This is a genomic window from Ensifer adhaerens, from assembly GCF_020035535.1.
In the GTDB taxonomy this organism is placed as follows: domain Bacteria; phylum Pseudomonadota; class Alphaproteobacteria; order Rhizobiales; family Rhizobiaceae; genus Ensifer.
This window is the reverse complement of the sequence record NZ_CP083349.1, coordinates 2678964-2697048: the sequence shown is the minus strand read 5'-3', so window position 1 is coordinate 2697048 and position 18085 is coordinate 2678964. Positions and strand designations below refer to the sequence as shown.

The 18085-nt window shown below is 62.6% G+C and carries 15 protein-coding genes; 7 read left to right on the top strand and 8 right to left on the bottom strand.

Annotated elements, in window-relative coordinates; all coding sequences use genetic code 11:
• Positions 1-10: 10 nt before the first annotated feature.
• Complete coding sequence (gene ade, locus LAC81_RS13260) at positions 11-1708, bottom strand: adenine deaminase (protein ID WP_223725161.1); 1698 nt, start codon at positions 1706-1708, stop codon at positions 11-13.
• A gap of 129 nt (positions 1709-1837) precedes the next feature.
• Positions 1838-3163, bottom strand: coding sequence for an aspartate aminotransferase family protein (locus LAC81_RS13255; RefSeq protein WP_223725160.1), 1326 nt, complete (start codon positions 3161-3163; stop codon positions 1838-1840).
• Positions 3164-3437: 274 nt separating this feature from the next.
• On the opposite strand from LAC81_RS13255, the gene LAC81_RS13250 reads away from it, so the two are divergent.
• Together LAC81_RS13250 and LAC81_RS13245 are read left to right on the top strand one after the other, a co-directional pair.
• Entirely contained in the window at positions 3438-5690 is a 2253-nt protein-coding gene (locus LAC81_RS13250) for a glycoside hydrolase family 9 protein (RefSeq protein WP_223725159.1), read from the top strand.
• A 60-nt stretch (positions 5691-5750) separates the two neighbouring features.
• Positions 5751-6839, top strand: a complete 1089-nt coding sequence (locus LAC81_RS13245; RefSeq protein WP_235693175.1) for a Gfo/Idh/MocA family protein — start codon at positions 5751-5753, stop codon at positions 6837-6839.
• Positions 6840-6871: 32 nt separating this feature from the next.
• Here the strand turns inward: LAC81_RS13245 and LAC81_RS13240 are convergent, their stop codons facing one another.
• The 6 genes from LAC81_RS13240 to LAC81_RS13215 form a co-directional block, all read right to left on the bottom strand.
• Positions 6872-7906, bottom strand: coding sequence for a Gfo/Idh/MocA family protein (locus LAC81_RS13240; RefSeq protein WP_223725157.1), 1035 nt, complete (start codon positions 7904-7906; stop codon positions 6872-6874).
• A gap of 185 nt (positions 7907-8091) precedes the next feature.
• Entirely contained in the window at positions 8092-8436 is a 345-nt protein-coding gene (locus LAC81_RS13235; RefSeq protein ID WP_113535525.1) for an ArsR/SmtB family transcription factor, read from the bottom strand.
• A 119-nt stretch (positions 8437-8555) separates the two neighbouring features.
• Complete coding sequence (locus LAC81_RS13230) at positions 8556-9299, bottom strand: HugZ family protein (protein ID WP_223725156.1); 744 nt, start codon at positions 9297-9299, stop codon at positions 8556-8558.
• A 158-nt stretch (positions 9300-9457) separates the two neighbouring features.
• Entirely contained in the window at positions 9458-10507 is a 1050-nt protein-coding gene (gene choV / locus LAC81_RS13225) for a choline ABC transporter ATP-binding protein (RefSeq protein WP_113535523.1), read from the bottom strand.
• Positions 10504-11349 carry a choline ABC transporter permease subunit gene (gene choW / locus LAC81_RS13220; RefSeq protein WP_113535522.1) on the bottom strand — a complete coding sequence of 282 codons (846 nt, stop codon included), beginning with the start codon at positions 11347-11349 and terminating at the stop codon, positions 10504-10506. The genes choV and choW overlap by 4 nt, the downstream gene beginning before the upstream one ends.
• Positions 11350-11432: 83 nt before the next feature.
• Positions 11433-12389, bottom strand: coding sequence for a choline ABC transporter substrate-binding protein (locus LAC81_RS13215; RefSeq protein WP_113535521.1), 957 nt, complete (start codon positions 12387-12389; stop codon positions 11433-11435).
• A 247-nt stretch (positions 12390-12636) separates the two neighbouring features.
• Between LAC81_RS13215 and LAC81_RS13210 the strand changes: the two genes are divergently transcribed.
• The 5 genes from LAC81_RS13210 (at position 12637) to LAC81_RS13190 (ending at position 18068) form a co-directional block, all read left to right on the top strand.
• Positions 12637-13224 (top strand): thymidine kinase, encoded by a 588-nt coding sequence (locus LAC81_RS13210; protein ID WP_113535520.1) that lies wholly within the window; start codon positions 12637-12639, stop codon positions 13222-13224.
• Positions 13225-13300: 76 nt separating this feature from the next.
• On the top strand, positions 13301-13687 hold the full coding sequence (locus tag LAC81_RS13205) for a c-type cytochrome (protein ID WP_223725155.1): 387 nt from the start codon (positions 13301-13303) through the stop codon (positions 13685-13687).
• 166 nt (positions 13688-13853) lie between these two features.
• Positions 13854-14942: a hypothetical protein gene (locus tag LAC81_RS13200; RefSeq protein ID WP_223725154.1), complete on the top strand. Its 1089-nt coding sequence runs from the start codon at positions 13854-13856 to the stop codon at positions 14940-14942.
• A 58-nt stretch (positions 14943-15000) separates the two neighbouring features.
• The gene (locus LAC81_RS13195) at positions 15001-16149 is read left to right on the top strand and encodes a hypothetical protein (RefSeq protein WP_223725153.1); all 1149 of its coding nucleotides are present in this window, start codon (positions 15001-15003) and stop codon (positions 16147-16149) included.
• A gap of 2 nt (positions 16150-16151) precedes the next feature.
• The gene (locus tag LAC81_RS13190; protein WP_223725152.1) at positions 16152-18068 is read left to right on the top strand and encodes an AAA family ATPase; all 1917 of its coding nucleotides are present in this window, start codon (positions 16152-16154) and stop codon (positions 18066-18068) included.
• The last annotated feature ends 17 nt before the right edge of the window (positions 18069-18085 follow it).

Below are 18085 nucleotides of genomic sequence, written 5' to 3'. Positions count from 1 at the left end.
CTGCCTGAAGTCACCCGATCAACATGAACTTGTCGACATCGACCAGTCCGCGATCGGAAATCTTCAGATGCGGGATGACCGGCAGTGGCAGGAAGGCGAGCTGCAGGAAGGGCTCTTCCAGCGTCGCGCCGAGCGCGAAGGCGGCGTGGCGCAGATGGTGCAGCGTGTCACGCACGGACTCGTAGGGTTCGAGGCTCATCAGGCCCGCCACCGGAAGGGCGATTTCGCCAGTCACCTGGCCGTCCTCGACGACGACGAAGCCCCCCTTGATCTCGCCCAGCCGATTGGCGGCGATCGCCATGTCCTCGTCGTTGACCCCGACGACGCAGATGTTGTGGCTGTCGTGACCGACGGTCGAGGCGATCGCGCCCTTCTTCAGCCCGAAGCCTTGCACGAAGCCGTTGGCGTGATTGCCGTTGACGCCGTGGCGCTCGATCACCGCGACCTTGATGATATCGCGGGCGAGGTCGACGCCGGTCTGGTTGCCGACAGCCGGCAGGCGGTAGCGGCGGTGCTCGGTGATGATCTTGCCGGGCAGCACGCCGATGACGGAGGTGTCGCCATCGGTGACAGGGATGCCAAAGGCGCTGGCATGGACCTGGCCGGCTTTGACGCTGTCGAGCCCAACGGGTGCCACCGGGTTGCGGGTGGCAAAGAGCTCGTCCGTGACGCGGCGACCACCTGAAAACACCGTCTCGGCCTTGCAATTCTCCAGGCTGTCGATGACCACGAGATCGGCGCGCCAGCCGGGCGCGACCAGGCCGCGGTCGCGCAAGCCGAAGGCGCGGGCGGCCGAAATCGAGGCGGCGCGGTAGATTGCCAGCGGCTCGACGCCGGCTGATATCGCCGTGCGGATCATGTGATCGAGATGACCCTGCTCGGCGATGTCGAGCGGATTGCGATCGTCGGTACAGAGCGCCAGATGGGGTGACAGGCGTTCGGTGATGATCGGCATCAGCGCATGCAGATCCTTGGAGACGGAACCCTCGCGCACGAGGATGTGCATGCCCTTGCGGATCTTCTCCATGGCTTCTTCAGCCGAGGTGCATTCATGGTCGGTGCGGATGCCGGCGGCGAGATAGCCGTTCAGGTCCTTGCCCGACAGCAGCGGCGCGTGGCCGTCGATATGCGCGCCCTGGAAGGCCTCGAGCTTGGCAAGGCAGACCGGATCCTTGTGCACGACGCCGGGGAAATTCATGAACTCGGCAAGGCCGATGACCTTGGGATGGTCGCGGAAGGGCAGAAGTCGCTCGATAGGCAGGTCAGCGCCCGAGGTTTCCAGATGCGTTGCCGGCACGCAGGAGGAGAGCTGGACGCGGATATCCATGATCGTCTGCTCTGCCGAATCCAGAAAGAACTGGATGCCCTCGGTGCCGAGCACGTTGGCGATCTCGTGCGGATCGCAAACGACGGTGGTGATCCCGAGCGGCAGGACGCAGCGGTCAAATTCGTGCGGCGTGACGAGCGAGGACTCGATGTGCAGGTGCGTGTCGATGAAGCCCGGCACGACGATGCGGCCGGTGATGTCTATCTCTTCACGGCCCTCATAGCTGCCGAAGGTGCCGACGATGCGGTCACCGGAGATTGCGATGTCGGAGGCGACGAGTTCGCCGGTGACGAGGTCGAAGAAGCGTCCGCCCTTCAGGACGATATCCGCGGGCTCGCGTCCGACGCCCTGATCGATATGGCGTTCCAGTGCTTCGGACATGTGGGCTACTCCGGTCCATGCGCGTGCCCGGATGCGAATTCGGCGGGACGCAGTTTCAGTGTTGCAGATAAGAGTAACCCTTCCCCCGTTGCCGGGGAAAGGGCCCTTGGCGGTCGGCGTGCGACTGGATCAGATGTTGCTTTTGAGAACGGCGCGCAGCTTGCCGAAGAGCTCGTCGATTTCTGCCTTGCTGATGATCAGCGGCGGCGACAGCGCGATGATGTCGCCTGTCGTGCGGATCAACAACCCACTCTCGTAGGCCTTCAGGAACGCAGAGAAGGCGCGCTTGGTCGGCTCGCCGGCGATCGGCTGCAGTTCGATCGCACCGATCAGGCCGAGATTGCGGATGTCGATGACATGCGGGCAGTCTCTCAGCGAGTGCAGACCTTCTTCCCAATAGGGAGCAAGCTCGGCTGCACGCGTCAGCAGGCCTTCTTCCTTGTAGGTGTCGAGCGTGCCAAGGGCGGCGGCCGAGGCGATCGGGTTGCCCGAATAGGTGTAGCCGTGGAAGAACTCGATCATGTGCTCCGGGCCATTCATGAAGGCATCATGGATCTCGGAGGTGACGAAGACCGCGCCCATCGGGATGACGCCGTTGGTCAGGCCCTTGGCGGTGGTGATGATGTCGGGCTTGACGTCGAAATACTGCGCGGCAAACGGCGTGCCGAGGCGGCCGAAACCGGTGATGACTTCGTCGAAGATCAACAGGATGCCGTGCTTGGTGCAAATCTCGCGCAGTTTCTGCAGGTAGCCCTTCGGCGGGATCAGCACGCCGGTCGAGCCGGCCACAGGCTCGACGATCACGGCGGCGATGGTGGACGCGTCATGCAGCGTGACGATGCGCTCGAGTTCGGTTGCGATATCGCCGCCATGTTCCGGCTCGCCGCGGGTGAAGCCATTCTGGGCCGGCAGGTGCGTGTGCGGCATGTGGTCGACACCGGTCAGAAGCGTGCCGAACATCTTGCGGTTCGAAACAATGCCGCCGACCGAGATACCGCCGAAATTGACGCCGTGATAGCCGCGCTCGCGACCGATCAGGCGGAAGCGCGAGCCGTCACCCTTGGCGCGGTGATAGGCGAGTGCCACCTTCAGCGCCGTATCCACCGATTCCGAGCCGGAGTTGGTGTAGAGAACATGGTTCATGCCCTCGGGCGCGATGTCGACCAGGCGGTTCGCCAGTTCGAAGGCCTTGGGGTGGCCGAGCTGGAAGGCCGGCGCATAGTCGAGCTCGCCCGCCTGTGCACGGATCGCCTCGGTGATCTTCGGGCGACAATGGCCGGCGTTCACGCACCACAGACCCGCCGTGCCGTCCAGTACCGTCCGGCCGTCATGGGTCGTGTAGTGCATGTCCTTGGCGCCGACGAACATCCGCGGCTCCTTCTTGAACTGCCGGTTCGCGGTGAACGGCATCCAGAAGGCGCGCAGATCGTTCGGGGTGTTGAGGCGGTTCGACATTCCAGTTCTCCTCGGTCTGTTCTTCGTCAGGCGGCGTTCGCCGCCCGCATTTTTTACCCTTTGGTCAAACTATCAGCGCCCCGGGACGCGTCAAGCCTCGGCAGGCTCGCACAGAGGGCCTTCGGGGTGGCGAATTTTTGTCGCCGCGCCGGAAATTTTCTCTAGCTTAACTTGTTTGCGGCAACGCTGCGTTGCCATGCCTTGCCGGGTCCATGGCCGCCTGTGAATGGGCTTATGCGCCTGCGGCCCGGCCTGACCAATTGGGAGCTGGGACGTGTCGAGGTTCGGGATAGTACACGCGGCAATTGCTGCGCTCTTCCTGCCAGGCCCGGCAGTCGCAGCCGAGCTGATTGCCGACGGCCACTTCGAAAAGGGGCAAGACACGTTCTGGGCGAGCGACGGGCTGACCCTCGAGCGGGAGGGTGGGCGGCTCTGCGTAGAGACCCAAAGCGGGGGAGAAGTCTGGCGGCAGATCATCGGGGTCAATGGTTTGAGGCTGGTGCCCGGGCGCATCTATCGCCTGTCGCTGAGGGTCGCTGCCAAGCCGGCACGCGCGATCGCGGCAAGGGTGCAGCGGGCTGCTGATCCCTGGACTTCCGTTGCCGAGTTCACGACGGTGGGGTCGCCGGGCGGCAGCCCGTTCTCCGTCGAGTTCGAGGCGATAGAACCGGATGAAGTCCAATTCGTGCTGCCGCTCGGGGGCGAGGAAGCCGGCCGCGTCTGTCTTGACGACGTATCGCTGGTCGCGACCGGTGCTGTTTCGCAGGCGGCGAGGCGCGCGAGCGAAGGGCCTGCCATTCGCGTCAATCAGCTTGGCTACTTCACCGCCGGTCCGAAGCGCGCGACCTTCATTGCCGATACGAAGCACCCCATCGATTTCCAATTGCTCGACGCCAGGGACAAGGTCGTCGGCAAGGGCAAGACGCAACCCAGCGGTTTCGATCCGACGGCGGGCGTCGAAACGCAGGTCGCGGATTTTTCATCCTTCGCAACGGCCGGTGACGGCTATCGCCTCGTGTCCGGCGATTGGGCGAGTGATCGATTCTCGATCGGCGACGACCTCTACGATCGGCTGCGCGTCGATGCGCTCTCCTGGTTCTATCCACAGCGAAGCGGCATCGAGATCAAGGCGTCGATCGCCGGTAAGGCCTACGCCCGGTCGGCGGGCCATGTCGGCGTTGCGCCGAACCAGGGCGACAAGGCGGTACCGTGCCTCGACAGCAAACAGGCCGCAACGCTTTACAGCGGCTGGTCCTGTTCCTATCGGCTGGACGTTTCGGGCGGTTGGTACGATGCAGGCGACCACGGCAAATATGCTGTGACCGGCGCGCTGTCCGCGGCTCAACTGCTTGCTGCCTACGAGCGTGGGCATGTCTATGCGGCGGGTTCGCCAGTGACGCGCGACGGTCTTTCGCGCATTCCTGAAAGCGGCAACGGCATGCCGGACATTCTCGACGAGGCCCGGTGGGAGCTCGAGTTCCTGCTGCGCATGATGGTTCCGGATGGCGAGCCGCTTGCCGGCATGGTGCACCACAAGGTTCACGACACCGCCTGGACCGAAGCGCCTATGCTGCCAAGCGATGATCCGCAACCGCGGGCGCTCCACCGTCCGTCGACGGCGGCAACGCTCGACGTCGCCGCCGTCACGGCCCAGGGCGCCCGGCTTTTTGCCGATCAGAATCCGACGTTCTCGGCACGATTGCTCGCCGCCGCGCGCAAGGCCTGGGTGGCGGCCAATGCCAATCCAGCGCTGCTGGCGCCAAAGTCGGACGGGCTGGCCGGTGGTGGTGACTATGACGACGACAGCACTTCGGACGAACTCTTCTGGGCGGCGACCGAGCTCTATCTGACGACCGGTGACGAAGCCTATCTCAAGGTGCTGCGGGCTTCGCCGCTTTGGACAGCGGATACGCTGTCTTCTGGCGGCGCCTTTGATTGGCGCAACGTCGCCGGCTTCGCACGGCTGCAATTGGCGCTTTTTGGCACGGGCTTGCCGGACGATGACCGTGAACTGATGCGAGACGCGGTGGTTTCGACCGCGCGGCACTTCCTGTCGCTGCAGCAGGCAGAGCCCTTCGGTGTCGTCTACCGGCCTGCGGGCCGACGCTACGACTGGGGATCGAACCAGCTGATGCTGCAGAACATCATCGTTATGTCGGCCGCTTTCGACCTCTCCGGCGAGAAGGGGTTTCTCGATGGTGTGCGCGAGGGCATGGATTATATTCTCGGCCGCAATGCCATGGCGCTATCCTATGTCACCGGCTATGGCGCGCGCGCGCCCAGGAACCAGCACAGTCGCTGGTACGCGCACCAGCGCGATCCGCAGCTGCCTGGTCCGCCAGCGGGCTCTCTTGCCGGTGGTCCCAACTCCACCTTCGTCGATGATGTGGCGCGGCAACACCTGAAGGGATGTGCGCCGCAGACCTGTTATGCCGACGACATCGAAGCCTATGGATCCAATGAAATTGCCATCAACTGGAATGCGCCGCTCGTCTACGTCGCCTCGTTCCTTGCCGACGCCCGATAGGAGAGTGAGAGCGTGACTGGAATAGCTTTCGTCGGAACCGGCTTCGTCGCCGACTACTACATGACCACGCTTGCCAACCATCCGCAGCTTCGGCTCGTCGGCGTCTGGGATCGCGATGCGGAGCGTCTCGACGCCTTTGGGCGTTACTGGAAGGTTTCGTCCTATGCCTCGCTGGAAGCAGTGCTTGCCGATCCGGCTGTGTCGATCGTCGTCAACCTGACAACGCCGGAAAGCCACTACACGGTCAACCTCGCCGCTCTCACTTCCGGCAAGCACGTCTACTGCGAGAAACCGCTGGCGATGACGGTGGCGGAGGCGAGCGAACTGGTCGCGCTTGCCCGCGAACACGCGCTGGTCCTTGCCGGCGCGCCGGCCAACGGCCTCAGCGACGCACAGGCGCTTTGCGTGAGCCTGCTTGCAGCAGGGACGATCGGCACGCCGCGGCTCGTCTATGCCGAGATGGAGGATGGCCCTGTCTTCAAGGCGAACTGGCACACCTGGCGCAGTCGCTCAGGCGCACGCTGGCCGGGCGTGCACGAATTCGAGGTTGGCTGCACGCTCGAACATGCGGGCTATGCCGCAAGCTGGCTCGTCTCGCTCTTCGGGCCGGTCGCCGAGGTCAGTGCCGTCTCGGCCCTGACCTTCCCGGACAAGGGGCCGGGGACGGAGACGCTGGCGCTCGGTCCTGATTTCTCGGTGGGCTGCCTTACGTTCCGCTCGGGCGTGACGGCGCGTGTCACCTGTGGCCTGGCGGCGCCGCGCGACCGTTCGCTGACGATCATCGGCGACCGCGGAACGATCGTCGTTCGCGATCTCTGGGACAATCGCTCGCCCGTTCACGTCGAGGCGTTCGGCGCGAAGCGCTCGCTGATGCATCGCGGTCTTGACTGGCTGGAGTGGAAGTTGGGGCGAAAGCTGCCCGTCCGGGTCTATCCCGGAACGAAGGCGCGCTACCCCAAGGCATCCTCCGGGCCAGCCCTTCCGGCCTTTCCGTCGCAGATCGATTTCGTGCGGGGGATCGCAGTCCAGGCCGATGCGATCGAGCGCGGCGAAACACCATTCTTCTCCGGCGCGACGGCGCGGCATCTGACCGAGGTCGTGCTTGCGCTGAACAGCGGTTGGCGGGACTATCGTCCGCTCGATCTCTAGAGGCACGTCCCGCACGTATCGGGGCAAGTGGTTCAGGCAACCGGCGCCTTGGCCCGGATCGCCTCGATGATCTCCAGCGCTTCGATACTGCGCGATAGCGGCATCAGCGCATGCTCGCGTCGACCTTCGAGAATGGCTGCACTGGCGGCCTCGATTTCGAATTGCAGCCCGTTGCCGGGAAACGCATGGTCGAAGCGCTTGAGACCGGGCAGGGGGATCCGCCGCGCCACCTTGAAGAGCGTTTGCCCCGCCGATGTCATCAGCTTGCGCGCCGGCGCGCCGGTGGCGACAAACAGGCGGCTTGCCTTCAGGAATGGCGCGTCGATGACGAGCGTGCCGCGCTCGCCCTCGATGACGAAGTGATTGTGGCCGTTGCGATCGAACCCGCACCCGAGATGAGCATCAAAGCCGTCATAGACCAGGCGGGCGTCTGCCGAGACATCGACGCCGGTCGGCGCGTTTTTCCAGCTGCCGCCAAAGGACTTCGGTTGGCCGAACAGGCTCAGGCACAGCGCGATCGGATAGATGCCGAGATCGAGCAGCGAACCGCCGCCCAGTGCTGGATCGAAGAAGCGGCTGTTTGCGTCGAACGGCTTCGCATAGGCAAGTTCCGCCCGGACATGTCTGATGGTCCCGAGTCTGCCTTCACCGAGAAGCGCGCGCGTCTCTGCTATCGCCGGGAGGAAACAGGTCCAAAGCGCTTCCATCGCGAAGGTGCCGCTGGCGGCAGCTGCTCCTGCGAGGGCGCGCGCGTCAGCGACGGATGCGGTCAGTGGCTTTTCGACCAGCGCCGCCTTGCCGGCGGCAAGTGCCAGGGCGGCATGGTCGCGATGCATCGCATTGGGTGAGGCGACGTAGATGGCATCGATATCAGGATCGGCCGCCAGGGCCCGGATATCGTGATAGCTGCGGATGCCGCCGTAGCGCGCGGCGAAAGCCTGGGCGTTCTCGGCACTGCGGGAGGAAACGGCGGCAAGCATCGCATTTCCGGCGAACCGGAAATCCGATGCGAAGCTGTTTGCGATTGTGCCGGTTCCGGCGATGCCCCAACGGACCCTGTCGCGCATTCCCTAGTGTCCGCTGCTCAGGCTGATCTGTCGCGGCGCATCGTGCCGCGGAAGTCTCAAGGCCCGGTAAACGGCAGGGGAGGCTGGCGGCCTCGCGGGCTTGTCGCGATATCCTGGAAAAGAATAAGCCCCGCGCGATTTCTCGTGTGGGGCTGTTCGAACGGGTCCGCAGAACGGACCGGATATCAGGCCGATTTGCGGACCAGAGTCTTTTCTGCGGTGACGTTCTGTTCGTCGCCGTAGATTTCGTTGAGCGTGCCTAGAATCCGCATGACTGCGTCGGATGAGCTCGAATAGTAGATCGTCTGCGCATCGCGGCGGGTGCTGACGAGATTCTGGGCACGGAGCTTCGAAAGATGCTGGGAGAGAGCCGACTGGCTCAGCCCAACCTTGTTGGCCAATGCGCCGACTGCCATCTCTTCCTTGACGAGGGAATCGAGGATGAGAAGGCGCTTAGGGTTTGCCATGGCCGAGAGGAAACCGGCTGCTACCTCGGCTTCATCGTGTTTTTCAGGCGAAAGTGGCTGCATTGCGTGCTCCATGCGAAAATTACATCACACGTAGTTATGGTTGACGAAGCACGATAATTAGTCGTGATGCATAAAAGGGCAACCACCCACTGCAAGAAATGGGGGTAGTTCTCCCGCGATTAACCGTTAAGTTCACGCAAAATTGCCCGTAAATTGGAACTGTCTTCGATCCGCGCAGGAAATTCAAGGCGTTTCAGTCGATCTCCATCGGCAAGATCGAGACCGGCTGCATCGATGCCGACGATCTTCCAGTTGCCTTCCGGTGTGTTGCAGAGCTTTACGGCATAGTTCTGCACGGCGTCGGAGTGATCGGAATTCATATGTTCGATCGCGCTCGCCTCCATGGCTGCCAGCGATTCGATAGCGGGCGAGTCGATCATCAGATCTTCAGCCGTCAGCACATAGGCGCGGCCGAAGCCGCCATTGAGGCTGGCGCGCAACGGCTTCAGCCGGAAGAAACCGAAATCGGGAAAATCCACATAGAGCTTCGACTTTGGGTGACGACGGACGAACCGTTCGCGGATGCGCGCATGGGCTTCGCTGTCGCGGGCAATCTGTTCGGCCATGCACTGCACCGTGAGACGGGGATGGGCGAGCGGATCGCCTTTGCCGGGCTCGCCCGTGAGCAGCGAAGCGCGCTTGTCGGCAAGCAGTGCCTGGGTGTGAGTCGAGAGCCTGGAAATCAGGATGACGGGAACGCCGTCGACATCCATGCCGACGAGAACTCGGCTGACGAAGGGAAAGCCGCCGCTCTCCGGCTCGATGGCGGCGAGCGAAGCGCTGCGTGCGCCCCTCAGAAGCGTGCGGGCCAGAGTGCGAGCCTCGTCGTCGGTGTCGCGCAATACGTTCGGCTTGTCGCTCATGTCTTTGAACCTTTCTTGCCATGCCATCACGACCGACAACGACCTTTGAACGACTGCATGCCTTGTTCCTCAACTCGGTGAGGATTCAAGGGAACCATGCAGTAACGAAAAGCCCGGAGCGATCCTCCGGGCTTTTATTGGCTTGCTGAGCGATTTCGTCAACTTTTGTTGCGGTGCCGCGTCAATCCCTGAACGATATCCTGGGCATCGATGGTGCCGACGACCGAACCGTTATCGACGACGCCGATGCTGCCCGGCTGGCGGGACATGGCGTCGAGAATGTCGACGAGCGGTGTCGTCGGCTTGGCGGTGGCCGTGACGCCGGCGACCGTCGCGCCGCGCTGGACACCGGTCTGCATCACGTCCTTGGCGGTCAGCATGGTGATCGGGTTCATGTGCTGAACGAAATCCGCGACATACTGGTTGGCTGGATTCTTGACGATATCCTGCGGCGTGCCGCACTGGATGATGCGTCCGCCTTCCATGATGGCGATGCGGTTGCCGATCCGGAATGCCTCGTCGAGATCGTGGCTGACGAAGATGATCGTCTTTTTCAGCCGCCGCTGGAACTCGAGCAGTTCGTCCTGCAATCGGGTGCGGATCAAGGGGTCGAGTGCCGAGAACGGCTCGTCCATCAGAAGGATCGGTGCGCCGGTGGCAAAGGCGCGGGCGAGGCCGACGCGTTGCTGCATGCCGCCCGAAAGCTCGTTGACCTTTCGGCCCGCCCATTTCGTCAGGTTGACGAGGTCGAGCTGTTCGCCGACGCGCGCCTTGCGCTCGGCTTCCGGCATGCCGGCAAGCTCGAGGCCGAAACCGACATTGTCGGCCACGGTGCGCCAGGGAAGCAGCGCGAACTGCTGGAACACCATCGAGACCGTATGCATGCGGAAGTCGCGCAGCGATTTCGCATTGGTCCGATAGGGGTTGAGCGGTCCGTTCGACGTCTTTACCTCGACGTCGCCGCGTACCACGGGAGCGAGGCCGTTGACGGCGCGAAGCAGGGTCGACTTGCCGGAGCCCGAAAGCCCCATCAGCACGAGGATCTCGCCTTCGGTGATTTCGAGCGACGCACCGGCAACGCCGAGCACAAGGCCGGTTGCGGCGCCGATCTCGTCGCGGGTCTTGCCCTGGTCGACCATCTGCAGGGCGACCTGCGGATTGTTGCCGAAGATGATGTCGACATTCTTGAAAACGACGGCGGTGGTCATGCGCCTTCTCCTTCGTCGGACGAGCGGAAAAGGCGGTCGAGAATGATCGCCAGGATGACGATGCAGAGGCCGGCTTCAAAGCCCTTGGCGACGTTCACCGAGTTCAGGGCTCTCAAAACCGGGACGCCGAGGCCGTTGGCGCCGACGAGCGCGGCGATGACCACCATCGACAGCGACAGCATGATCGTCTGGGTGAGGCCAGCCATGATCTGCGGCATGGCGAAGGGCAGCTCTACCTTGCGCAGCACCTGGCCGGGCGTCGCGCCGAAGGCCTGGGCAGCTTCCACCAGCGACGGCGGCGTCGAGATGATGCCGAGGCGGGTGAGCCGGATCGGCGCCGGGATTGCGAAGATAACCGTGGCGATCAGACCCGGAACCATGCCGAGGCCGAACAGGATCAGCGCCGGGATGAGATAGACGAAGGTCGGGATCGTCTGCATCAGGTCGAGGATCGGCCGCATGATGGCATAGACCCAGGCGCGACGGGCGGCGGCGATGCCGAGCGGAACGCCGACGGCCATGCTGACGAAGCTGGCGGCGAGCACCAGAGCCAGCGTTTCCGTCGTTTCCTTCCAGTAGCCCTGGTTGATGATCAGCAGCAGGCCGAGGCCGGTAAACAGCGTTACGCCGATCGAACGGCGGAACCACCAGGCAGCCGCCGTGATGACGGCGACGACGATCAGCGGGTGCGGGGTCTGGAGGATCCAGAGCAGCACGGCGACAACGCCGGAGAGGAAGCGAGCGAGCTGGTCGAAGAACAGCTCGAAGTTCGTCGTCAGCCAGTCGACGAACGCCTTGGCCCAGCCGCCGATGGGGATGCGGTTATCGGTCAGATATTCCACGAAGGTAAATCCGTCTCGTCAGGTCAAAAAGGAGCGCATGACGCGGTGAAAAAAGGCGGGGTTTTTCCCCGCCTTGATGCCGATCAGAGGCCGAGGGCGGCCTTGACCGCGGCTAGGCCATCGCCGCCATCCTTGGCGGTTACACCGGCAAGCCACGGGTCGACGACGGTCGGATTGGCCTTCAGCCATTCTTCCGCAGCCTTGTCCGGCTCCTTGCCATCGTTCAGGATCTTGCCCATGATTTCGTTTTCCATCTGGAGCGAGAACTTCAGATTGGTGAGCAGCTTGCCGACGTTCGGGCACTCGGTCGTGTAGCCGGCGCGCACGTTGGTGAAGACTTCCGCGCCGCCGAAGTTGGCGCCGAAGATGTCGTCGCCGCCCGAAAGATAGGTCAGCTTGAAGTTGGCGTTCATCGGATGCGGTTCCCATCCGAGGAAGACGATCGGCGAACCATCCTTCTCGGCGCGGGCGACCTGCGCCAGCATGCCCTGCTCGGACGATTCGACCACCTCGAAGCCCTTGAGGCTGAACGTGTCCTTGTCGACCATGTCGATGATCAGACGGTTGCCGTCATTGCCCGGCTCGATGCCGTAGATCTTGCTGTCGAGTTCGGTCTTCTTGGCGGCGATATCCTTGAAGTCCTTGATGCCAAGCTCGGCGCCCTTGGCATTGGTCGCCAGCGTGTACTTGGCACCGACCAGGTTCGGGCCGAAGGATTCGACCGACTTGTCGTCGAGATAGGGGCGCACGTCGTTCTCCTGGGTCGGCATCCAGTTGCCGAGGAAGACGTCGATGTCCTTGTTCTTGAGCGACGTGTAGGTGACCGGAACCGAGAGAACCTTGATGTCCGTCTCGTAGCCGAGGCCCTTGAGAACAGTGGAGACGGTCGCGGTGGTTGCAGTGATATCCGTCCATCCGACGTCGGAGAAACGCACCGTACCACAGCTTTCCGGCTCGGCAGCTGCAGCCTGCTGAGCGGTGAGGGCGACGACCGAAACGGCGCCTGCCAGCATCAGTTTGAGAGAGAGTCGTTTTTTCATCGTTGTCGTTCCCCTACCTCTATTATTGTTTTAGCCAAACACCATTGGATAGCGAATTCAAGCGCTTTGATGTCGAAGGAAGTGTATTGCGTCAATATGCTAACGGGGTGCACGATGCGACGCTGAATGTCGCAATGTCCACGAAATGGTCTAGTCCGGCGAAAAACTGTGGGTGCTGCAAACACGCTCTGGCCTTCCGGGACAAGCCTCGTCATTACCCGGAAGACGGAAACCGGACGCGGTGAAGATGGCCAAACTCTATTTCAGCTATGCGACGATGAATGCGGGCAAGAGCACGATGCTGTTGCAGGCCTCCTACAACTATCAGGAGCGCGGCATGCGTGTGGTGATGCTGATCGCCGCGCATGACGATCGGGGAGGGGTTGGACGCATCTCCTCGCGCATCGGTCTTGGCGCTGATGCCATCCCCTTTCACGGCGACGACGATCTCTTCACGCTGATCGAGACGCTCCACGGCGATGGTAAGGGCGAGATCGCCTGCGTCTTCGTCGACGAGGCGCAGTTCCTCAACGAGACGCAGGTCTGGCAGCTCGCCCGCGTCGCCGACCGGATCGGCATTCCCGTCATGGCCTATGGTCTACGCACAGATTTCCAGGGCAAGCTGTTTCCGGGCTCGATGGCGCTGCTCGCGCTCGCCGACGAATTGCGCGAGGTGCGAACCATCTGCCATTGCGGCCGCAAGGCGACAATGGTGGTGCGCCTCGATGGCCAAGGCAAGGTTGTACGCGAGGGTGCCCAGGTCGAAGTCGGCGGCAACGAGAAATATGTCTCCTATTGCCGACGCCACTGGGAAGACACGATGCGCTGCGAATAGTGCGGCGTCCTGGCGCTTGAAACTGCCGCATTCGCGATGCCATTCTGGCCTGATCTTCCCTTCGAGAGGTCTTCCGATGTCGCGCCTGTTTTCCCGTCTTGTTCTCTGCCTCTGTCTCGGCGCTCCAGCGGCGCACGCAGGTGGCGATGCGACCGCAGGGGCGGCGGTGTTCCGCAAATGTGCGGCCTGTCATACGGCGAGCGAACCGGTCAATCGCGTCGGGCCGAGCCTCATGGGGGTTGTCGGCCGGCCGGTGGCATCGATCCCTGACTACAGCTATTCGGCGGCGATGAAAGCTTTCGGCGCCGAGGGCCATGTTTGGGACGAGGCGACGCTGAGCGAATATCTGCTCAGCCCCAAGGCGATGGTCGGCGCCACCAAGATGACTTTTCCCGGTCTCAAGAAGCCTCAGGACATTGCCGACGTGATCGCCTATCTCAAGGCGCCACCGGCCGCCAAATAGGCAATGCCTTCAATATCTCAAGCACTTCGCTGCAACGCTTGATCGAAAAAAGCCGCGGCTGCAGACTTGTTCTCTGTCCATAAACACCCTTTATATAACTGCAATCGAAGGCTGAATAATTTGGCTGAGCTGGCGGATCGCGCCACGGTGGATCGAGGGGCAGGACATGGCGACTCTTCAGAACTTTGACGCGGAGATCGAGAAGACGAAGGGCGTCGTCGACCAGATGCGCGGCAAGCTCGAACAATCGAGCGTCGTGCTGGAGCAGTTCGCCAAGGCCGAGACCAAGCTTGGCGACGTCAACTTCGACATCGAGAACGCCCGCATCCAGGACGTAATCAACCAGCAGAAGGTGATGGAAGCCAACATCGCCGACCTGATCATCGGGCTTGAGGATGCGACCAACGTCTTCGGCTCGGAATTCGAGAGCATGAAGAACTATACCGGCTACGAGAAGTTCATCGGCATCTTCTCCAAGCAGAAGATGCAGCGCATGCGCACCGACCGCGTGCGCAACATGTCGCTTGCCGGCAATCTGCAGGAGCTCTTGTCGAAGTCCGACATGATCGTCGGCATCCTCAAGGAACAGAAGTCGATCCTCGACCAGCGCTACAAGACCTCCGAGCAGAGCCTGATCCAGGTAATCGAGCGCCGCAAGGGCACGATGGCGAACCTTGAAGAGGTGCAGAAGCGGATCGAGGAGCTGAACCCGCTGCTGCTCGACATCGAAAACCGCATCGCCGCCTCGACCGAGCAGAAGGTCCGCACCGAGCTCGAAGGCGAGCGCTCGGCGCTTGCGACCGAATACAATGAGAAGCAGGCCAAGGAGCAGGAGCTGCTTGCCGAGAGCCAGACGCTCGAGCGCTACACCTCGATGTTCCAGACCTTCGTCGATTCGCTCAACAACCAGATCGCGGCGCAGAACACGCTGATCAACAAGCTGACGATCGATACCGAGCAGCGCATCGTGCTCTACAAGGCGCTGGAAGATTCGCTGAAGACCGCCGCCCAGCAGGATGTCGCCCACAAGATCAACACGCTCGGCAGCCAGGTCGACACCGCGGCCGAAGAGACGATGGCCGGCATCGGCGCCGCAGCGCAGCGCCACATCGGCGATCTCCTCGAAATGCATGAAAAGAACATGCTTTCGACACAGGATATCCAGCGCCGCAAGAAGCTGGCGGACGACGCTTTTGCCCGCCGCTTCCAGGCTGTCATGGACAAGCACAACACTGCCAACTACGTGAAGCAGTGATCGGCAGGCGCATGATCCGAACCGAGTTTGCCGTCTGGCACGCGCCACGGGGATTTGCATGAAAGTCGCGGCTTCATCCGCTGTCGCACAATATTTCGCGTCTATCCACGCGGCGCTCGCCGGGCTCGAACTCTTTCTCGGCGATCGCAACTCGCCGCTCTATCGCAACACCGTCGTCGGTGAGGTGATCGTACCCTATCTCGGGCGGCTGAAGGCATCGATCGACTGCTGGGAAAACAGGATCGGCTTTGTCGACCAGTTCCGGATTTCGCGCGCCGAAAGCGGCTTTCCGGTGTTCCAGAACGTGCTGGAGCTGGAAAACGATCGCCAGACCGCAGCCAAGCGCCTCGCCGACATTCCCTCGGCCGATGCGCTGCGCGATGAAATGGTCGATTTCATCCTGAGGCAGAAGGCTTTTCCCGAGGCTTTGCAGGCGCGCATGGCCGAGCGGCTCTATCTGGAGCAGATCGGCAAGGGTGACATCTTTTCGCCCTTCATCCTGCCGGAGACCATCCGCGTTGCGGTCAATTCGAAGACGATGCGGCCCTATTACGTGGTCAACTGGGGCGCCTTTGATGGCGCCAGCACGTTGCCGATGGTCTACATGGCAACGATCGAGGATTCGTCGGAAAAGATCGTCGAGATGCTGGTGACCGACGACGGCAAGCTCAATCCGCAGGTGGAGATCCCCCTGCCGGTCGGCGGCCTGCTCAATCCCGAGCTTGCCAGCCGCTTCGACGACTTTGCCTCCAAGAACAGCAGCTATTCGCTGACGCCGGTGACGATCGCCACCAATCTCGACAAGGATTTCGACGAGTTGCACCCGAAGCAGCTGCGGCGCATCGTGCTCGGGCCGTTCTACTCGGCCGGGATAACCGAGAACAATGCGCGCATCAACGATATCCTCTCGAAGGTACGCAAGACCGAGAACGCCTGGCTTTTGACCTGGACGGTGCAGGAGGTCTTCTCGAAATCGGAACGTCCGGCCAAACGCGGCTTCTGGTCGACGACGCCGGCGCAGGAGGAGTTCCACATCGATACCGCCAATCTGGAAGCGACGCGCATGGGTGTGTCCTCCTATGAGAAGCATGCGCTGGTGCCGCACGACGCCTATCAGGCGCTCTATGCGGCGGGTGAGGTGGAACAGGTGTTCGGCGACTACAAGGTCCACGTCATTTCCGGCAACCAGGTCGTGAGCGAGGTTTGACGATGACACTCAGTACGGGGCTGACGACGCTGCACGAGGACGACATCGCCAGGCATCAGTCGGTGGCGCAGGGGCTGGTGACGAAGCTCATCATCCTGGAGCGGGACGAGGGCTCGGCCGGCACCTCGCTTGCAGGTACCGGTCGCCGATTCGTGTCCACGGTTTCGACCGGCGGCCAGCGCCGCACGCGCGAGGTGGAACTGACCAAGACGATCCAGGCGGTGCGCCACGGTGACCCGATGTTGTCGCCGGCCCAGCATGCGGTGCTTTACCGCACGCGCCGCGGCATCCAGGTGGCGCTGGCCGTTGCCGACGTCCTCGCCCGACAGACGAGCCTCGAGCAATTGCAGGCGAGGAACGCGACGTCGCCGCTTGGCGGAGACGAGGCGACCCAGTTCAAGGCGCTGCTTTCGGCGTCCGCTTACGTCGCCGCTTTCACGCTTGCCGCCTATCTCGGCGCGACGCTTGCCGGCGAGGGCGAGCCGGTCGACGATGCGGTCGAGCCCGACTTTCTATTCGATACGCCACAGGATGCGCTGAAGAGCCTCGTGGCGGCGCTCGACAGCGGCATCGCGGGTGCACCCGATGATCTGGCGCTGACCGCCCGGGCACGCGCCTTCTCGCGTGTGGCGATCGAGGGGCTGATCGCGCGCAAGGCACGCTTCACCGGCCTGCAGAGCTTCGAGAACGTGCATATCCGGCTCGACCAGGATGATTTCACACTGAACGGTTTCGACGTGGCACCCGGCCAGAAGCGCAAGCCGCTGGTCATGACTTTCAAGAAGCCCGAGGAGATCATCGGCAACCACATCGCCAAGTACCAGGCGCTGAAGCTTGCCAAGATGCTGATGGCCTACGACTTCGACCGGCAGATGAACCCGTTCGTCGAGCTTGGCGGCTTCCTCTTCACCTTTATTGGCGACGGCATGCCGGGCACCGGCAAGACGATCCTGATCCAGATGCTCGCCGGCATGCTCAACGACTATTGCGAGATCGCCGGCTACGCCTTCCACTACGAAAACTTCGGCGTCGACCAGATCTCCTCCTATCAGGGCAAGTCCGGCCAGAACTGCAAGGAGTTCGTCAACAACGTCATCAATCCGCGGGCGATCGGCTTCGGCACGATCGACGATGTCGACCAGGTGGCGGCGAAACGTTCCGACGATCGCGCGTCTGCCGGCCAGCACGAGGTGACGGCGGTGCTGATGGAGAGCTTTGCCGGTGCGTCCACTGTGGTGCGCGGCAACTGCACCTTCGGCATGTTCTCGAACTATCCGGAAAATGTCGACGATGCGCTGCGCCAACGCGCCGGTGCACGCTGGCTGGTCGACGGGCCGCAGACCGAGGACGACTATATCGACATCTTTGCGCTGCTCGTCGGCAAGAACCACAAGATCCCGCTCGGCGAGCACCAGCTTTTCGAGGGGCAGGAGATCAAGCGCGCGGTTGCTCAGTCCTACGCCGAGCATGCGCGGCCGAAAGAGGATGGCCTCGTTGCCGTCTGGGAGCGCTACGAGAAGGAGAAGGGGGCGATTGCCTCGCTCGCCGATGTCGGTGCCTATCTGCACATGATCAAGGAGGCGGAGCCCCGCTTTACCGGCCGGGCAATCAAGAACATCACCGATGCGATCAAACTGAGAGCAATGGACGTCGAGCTGCCGGATGACTGGTTCAAGGATGCCGGCTCCTTCATGCACAAGGGCTACGACGAGAAGAAAGCGATGATCGAGGCGCTGCGCGGCCCGATCACCATCGAGATGGTGTTGCAGGAGATCAACCGGTACGCCGACAGCGAGTTCCGCTACACCGACAAGTCGGACGATGCCGCCGTCACCGACATCATCCGCCGCGAGCGCCAGCGCGAAAAGGCGATCCGCGAGATCGAGGCCATGAAACGCGACGGCCGGTGGCAGGGGTGATGGTGGGAAGAACTGAT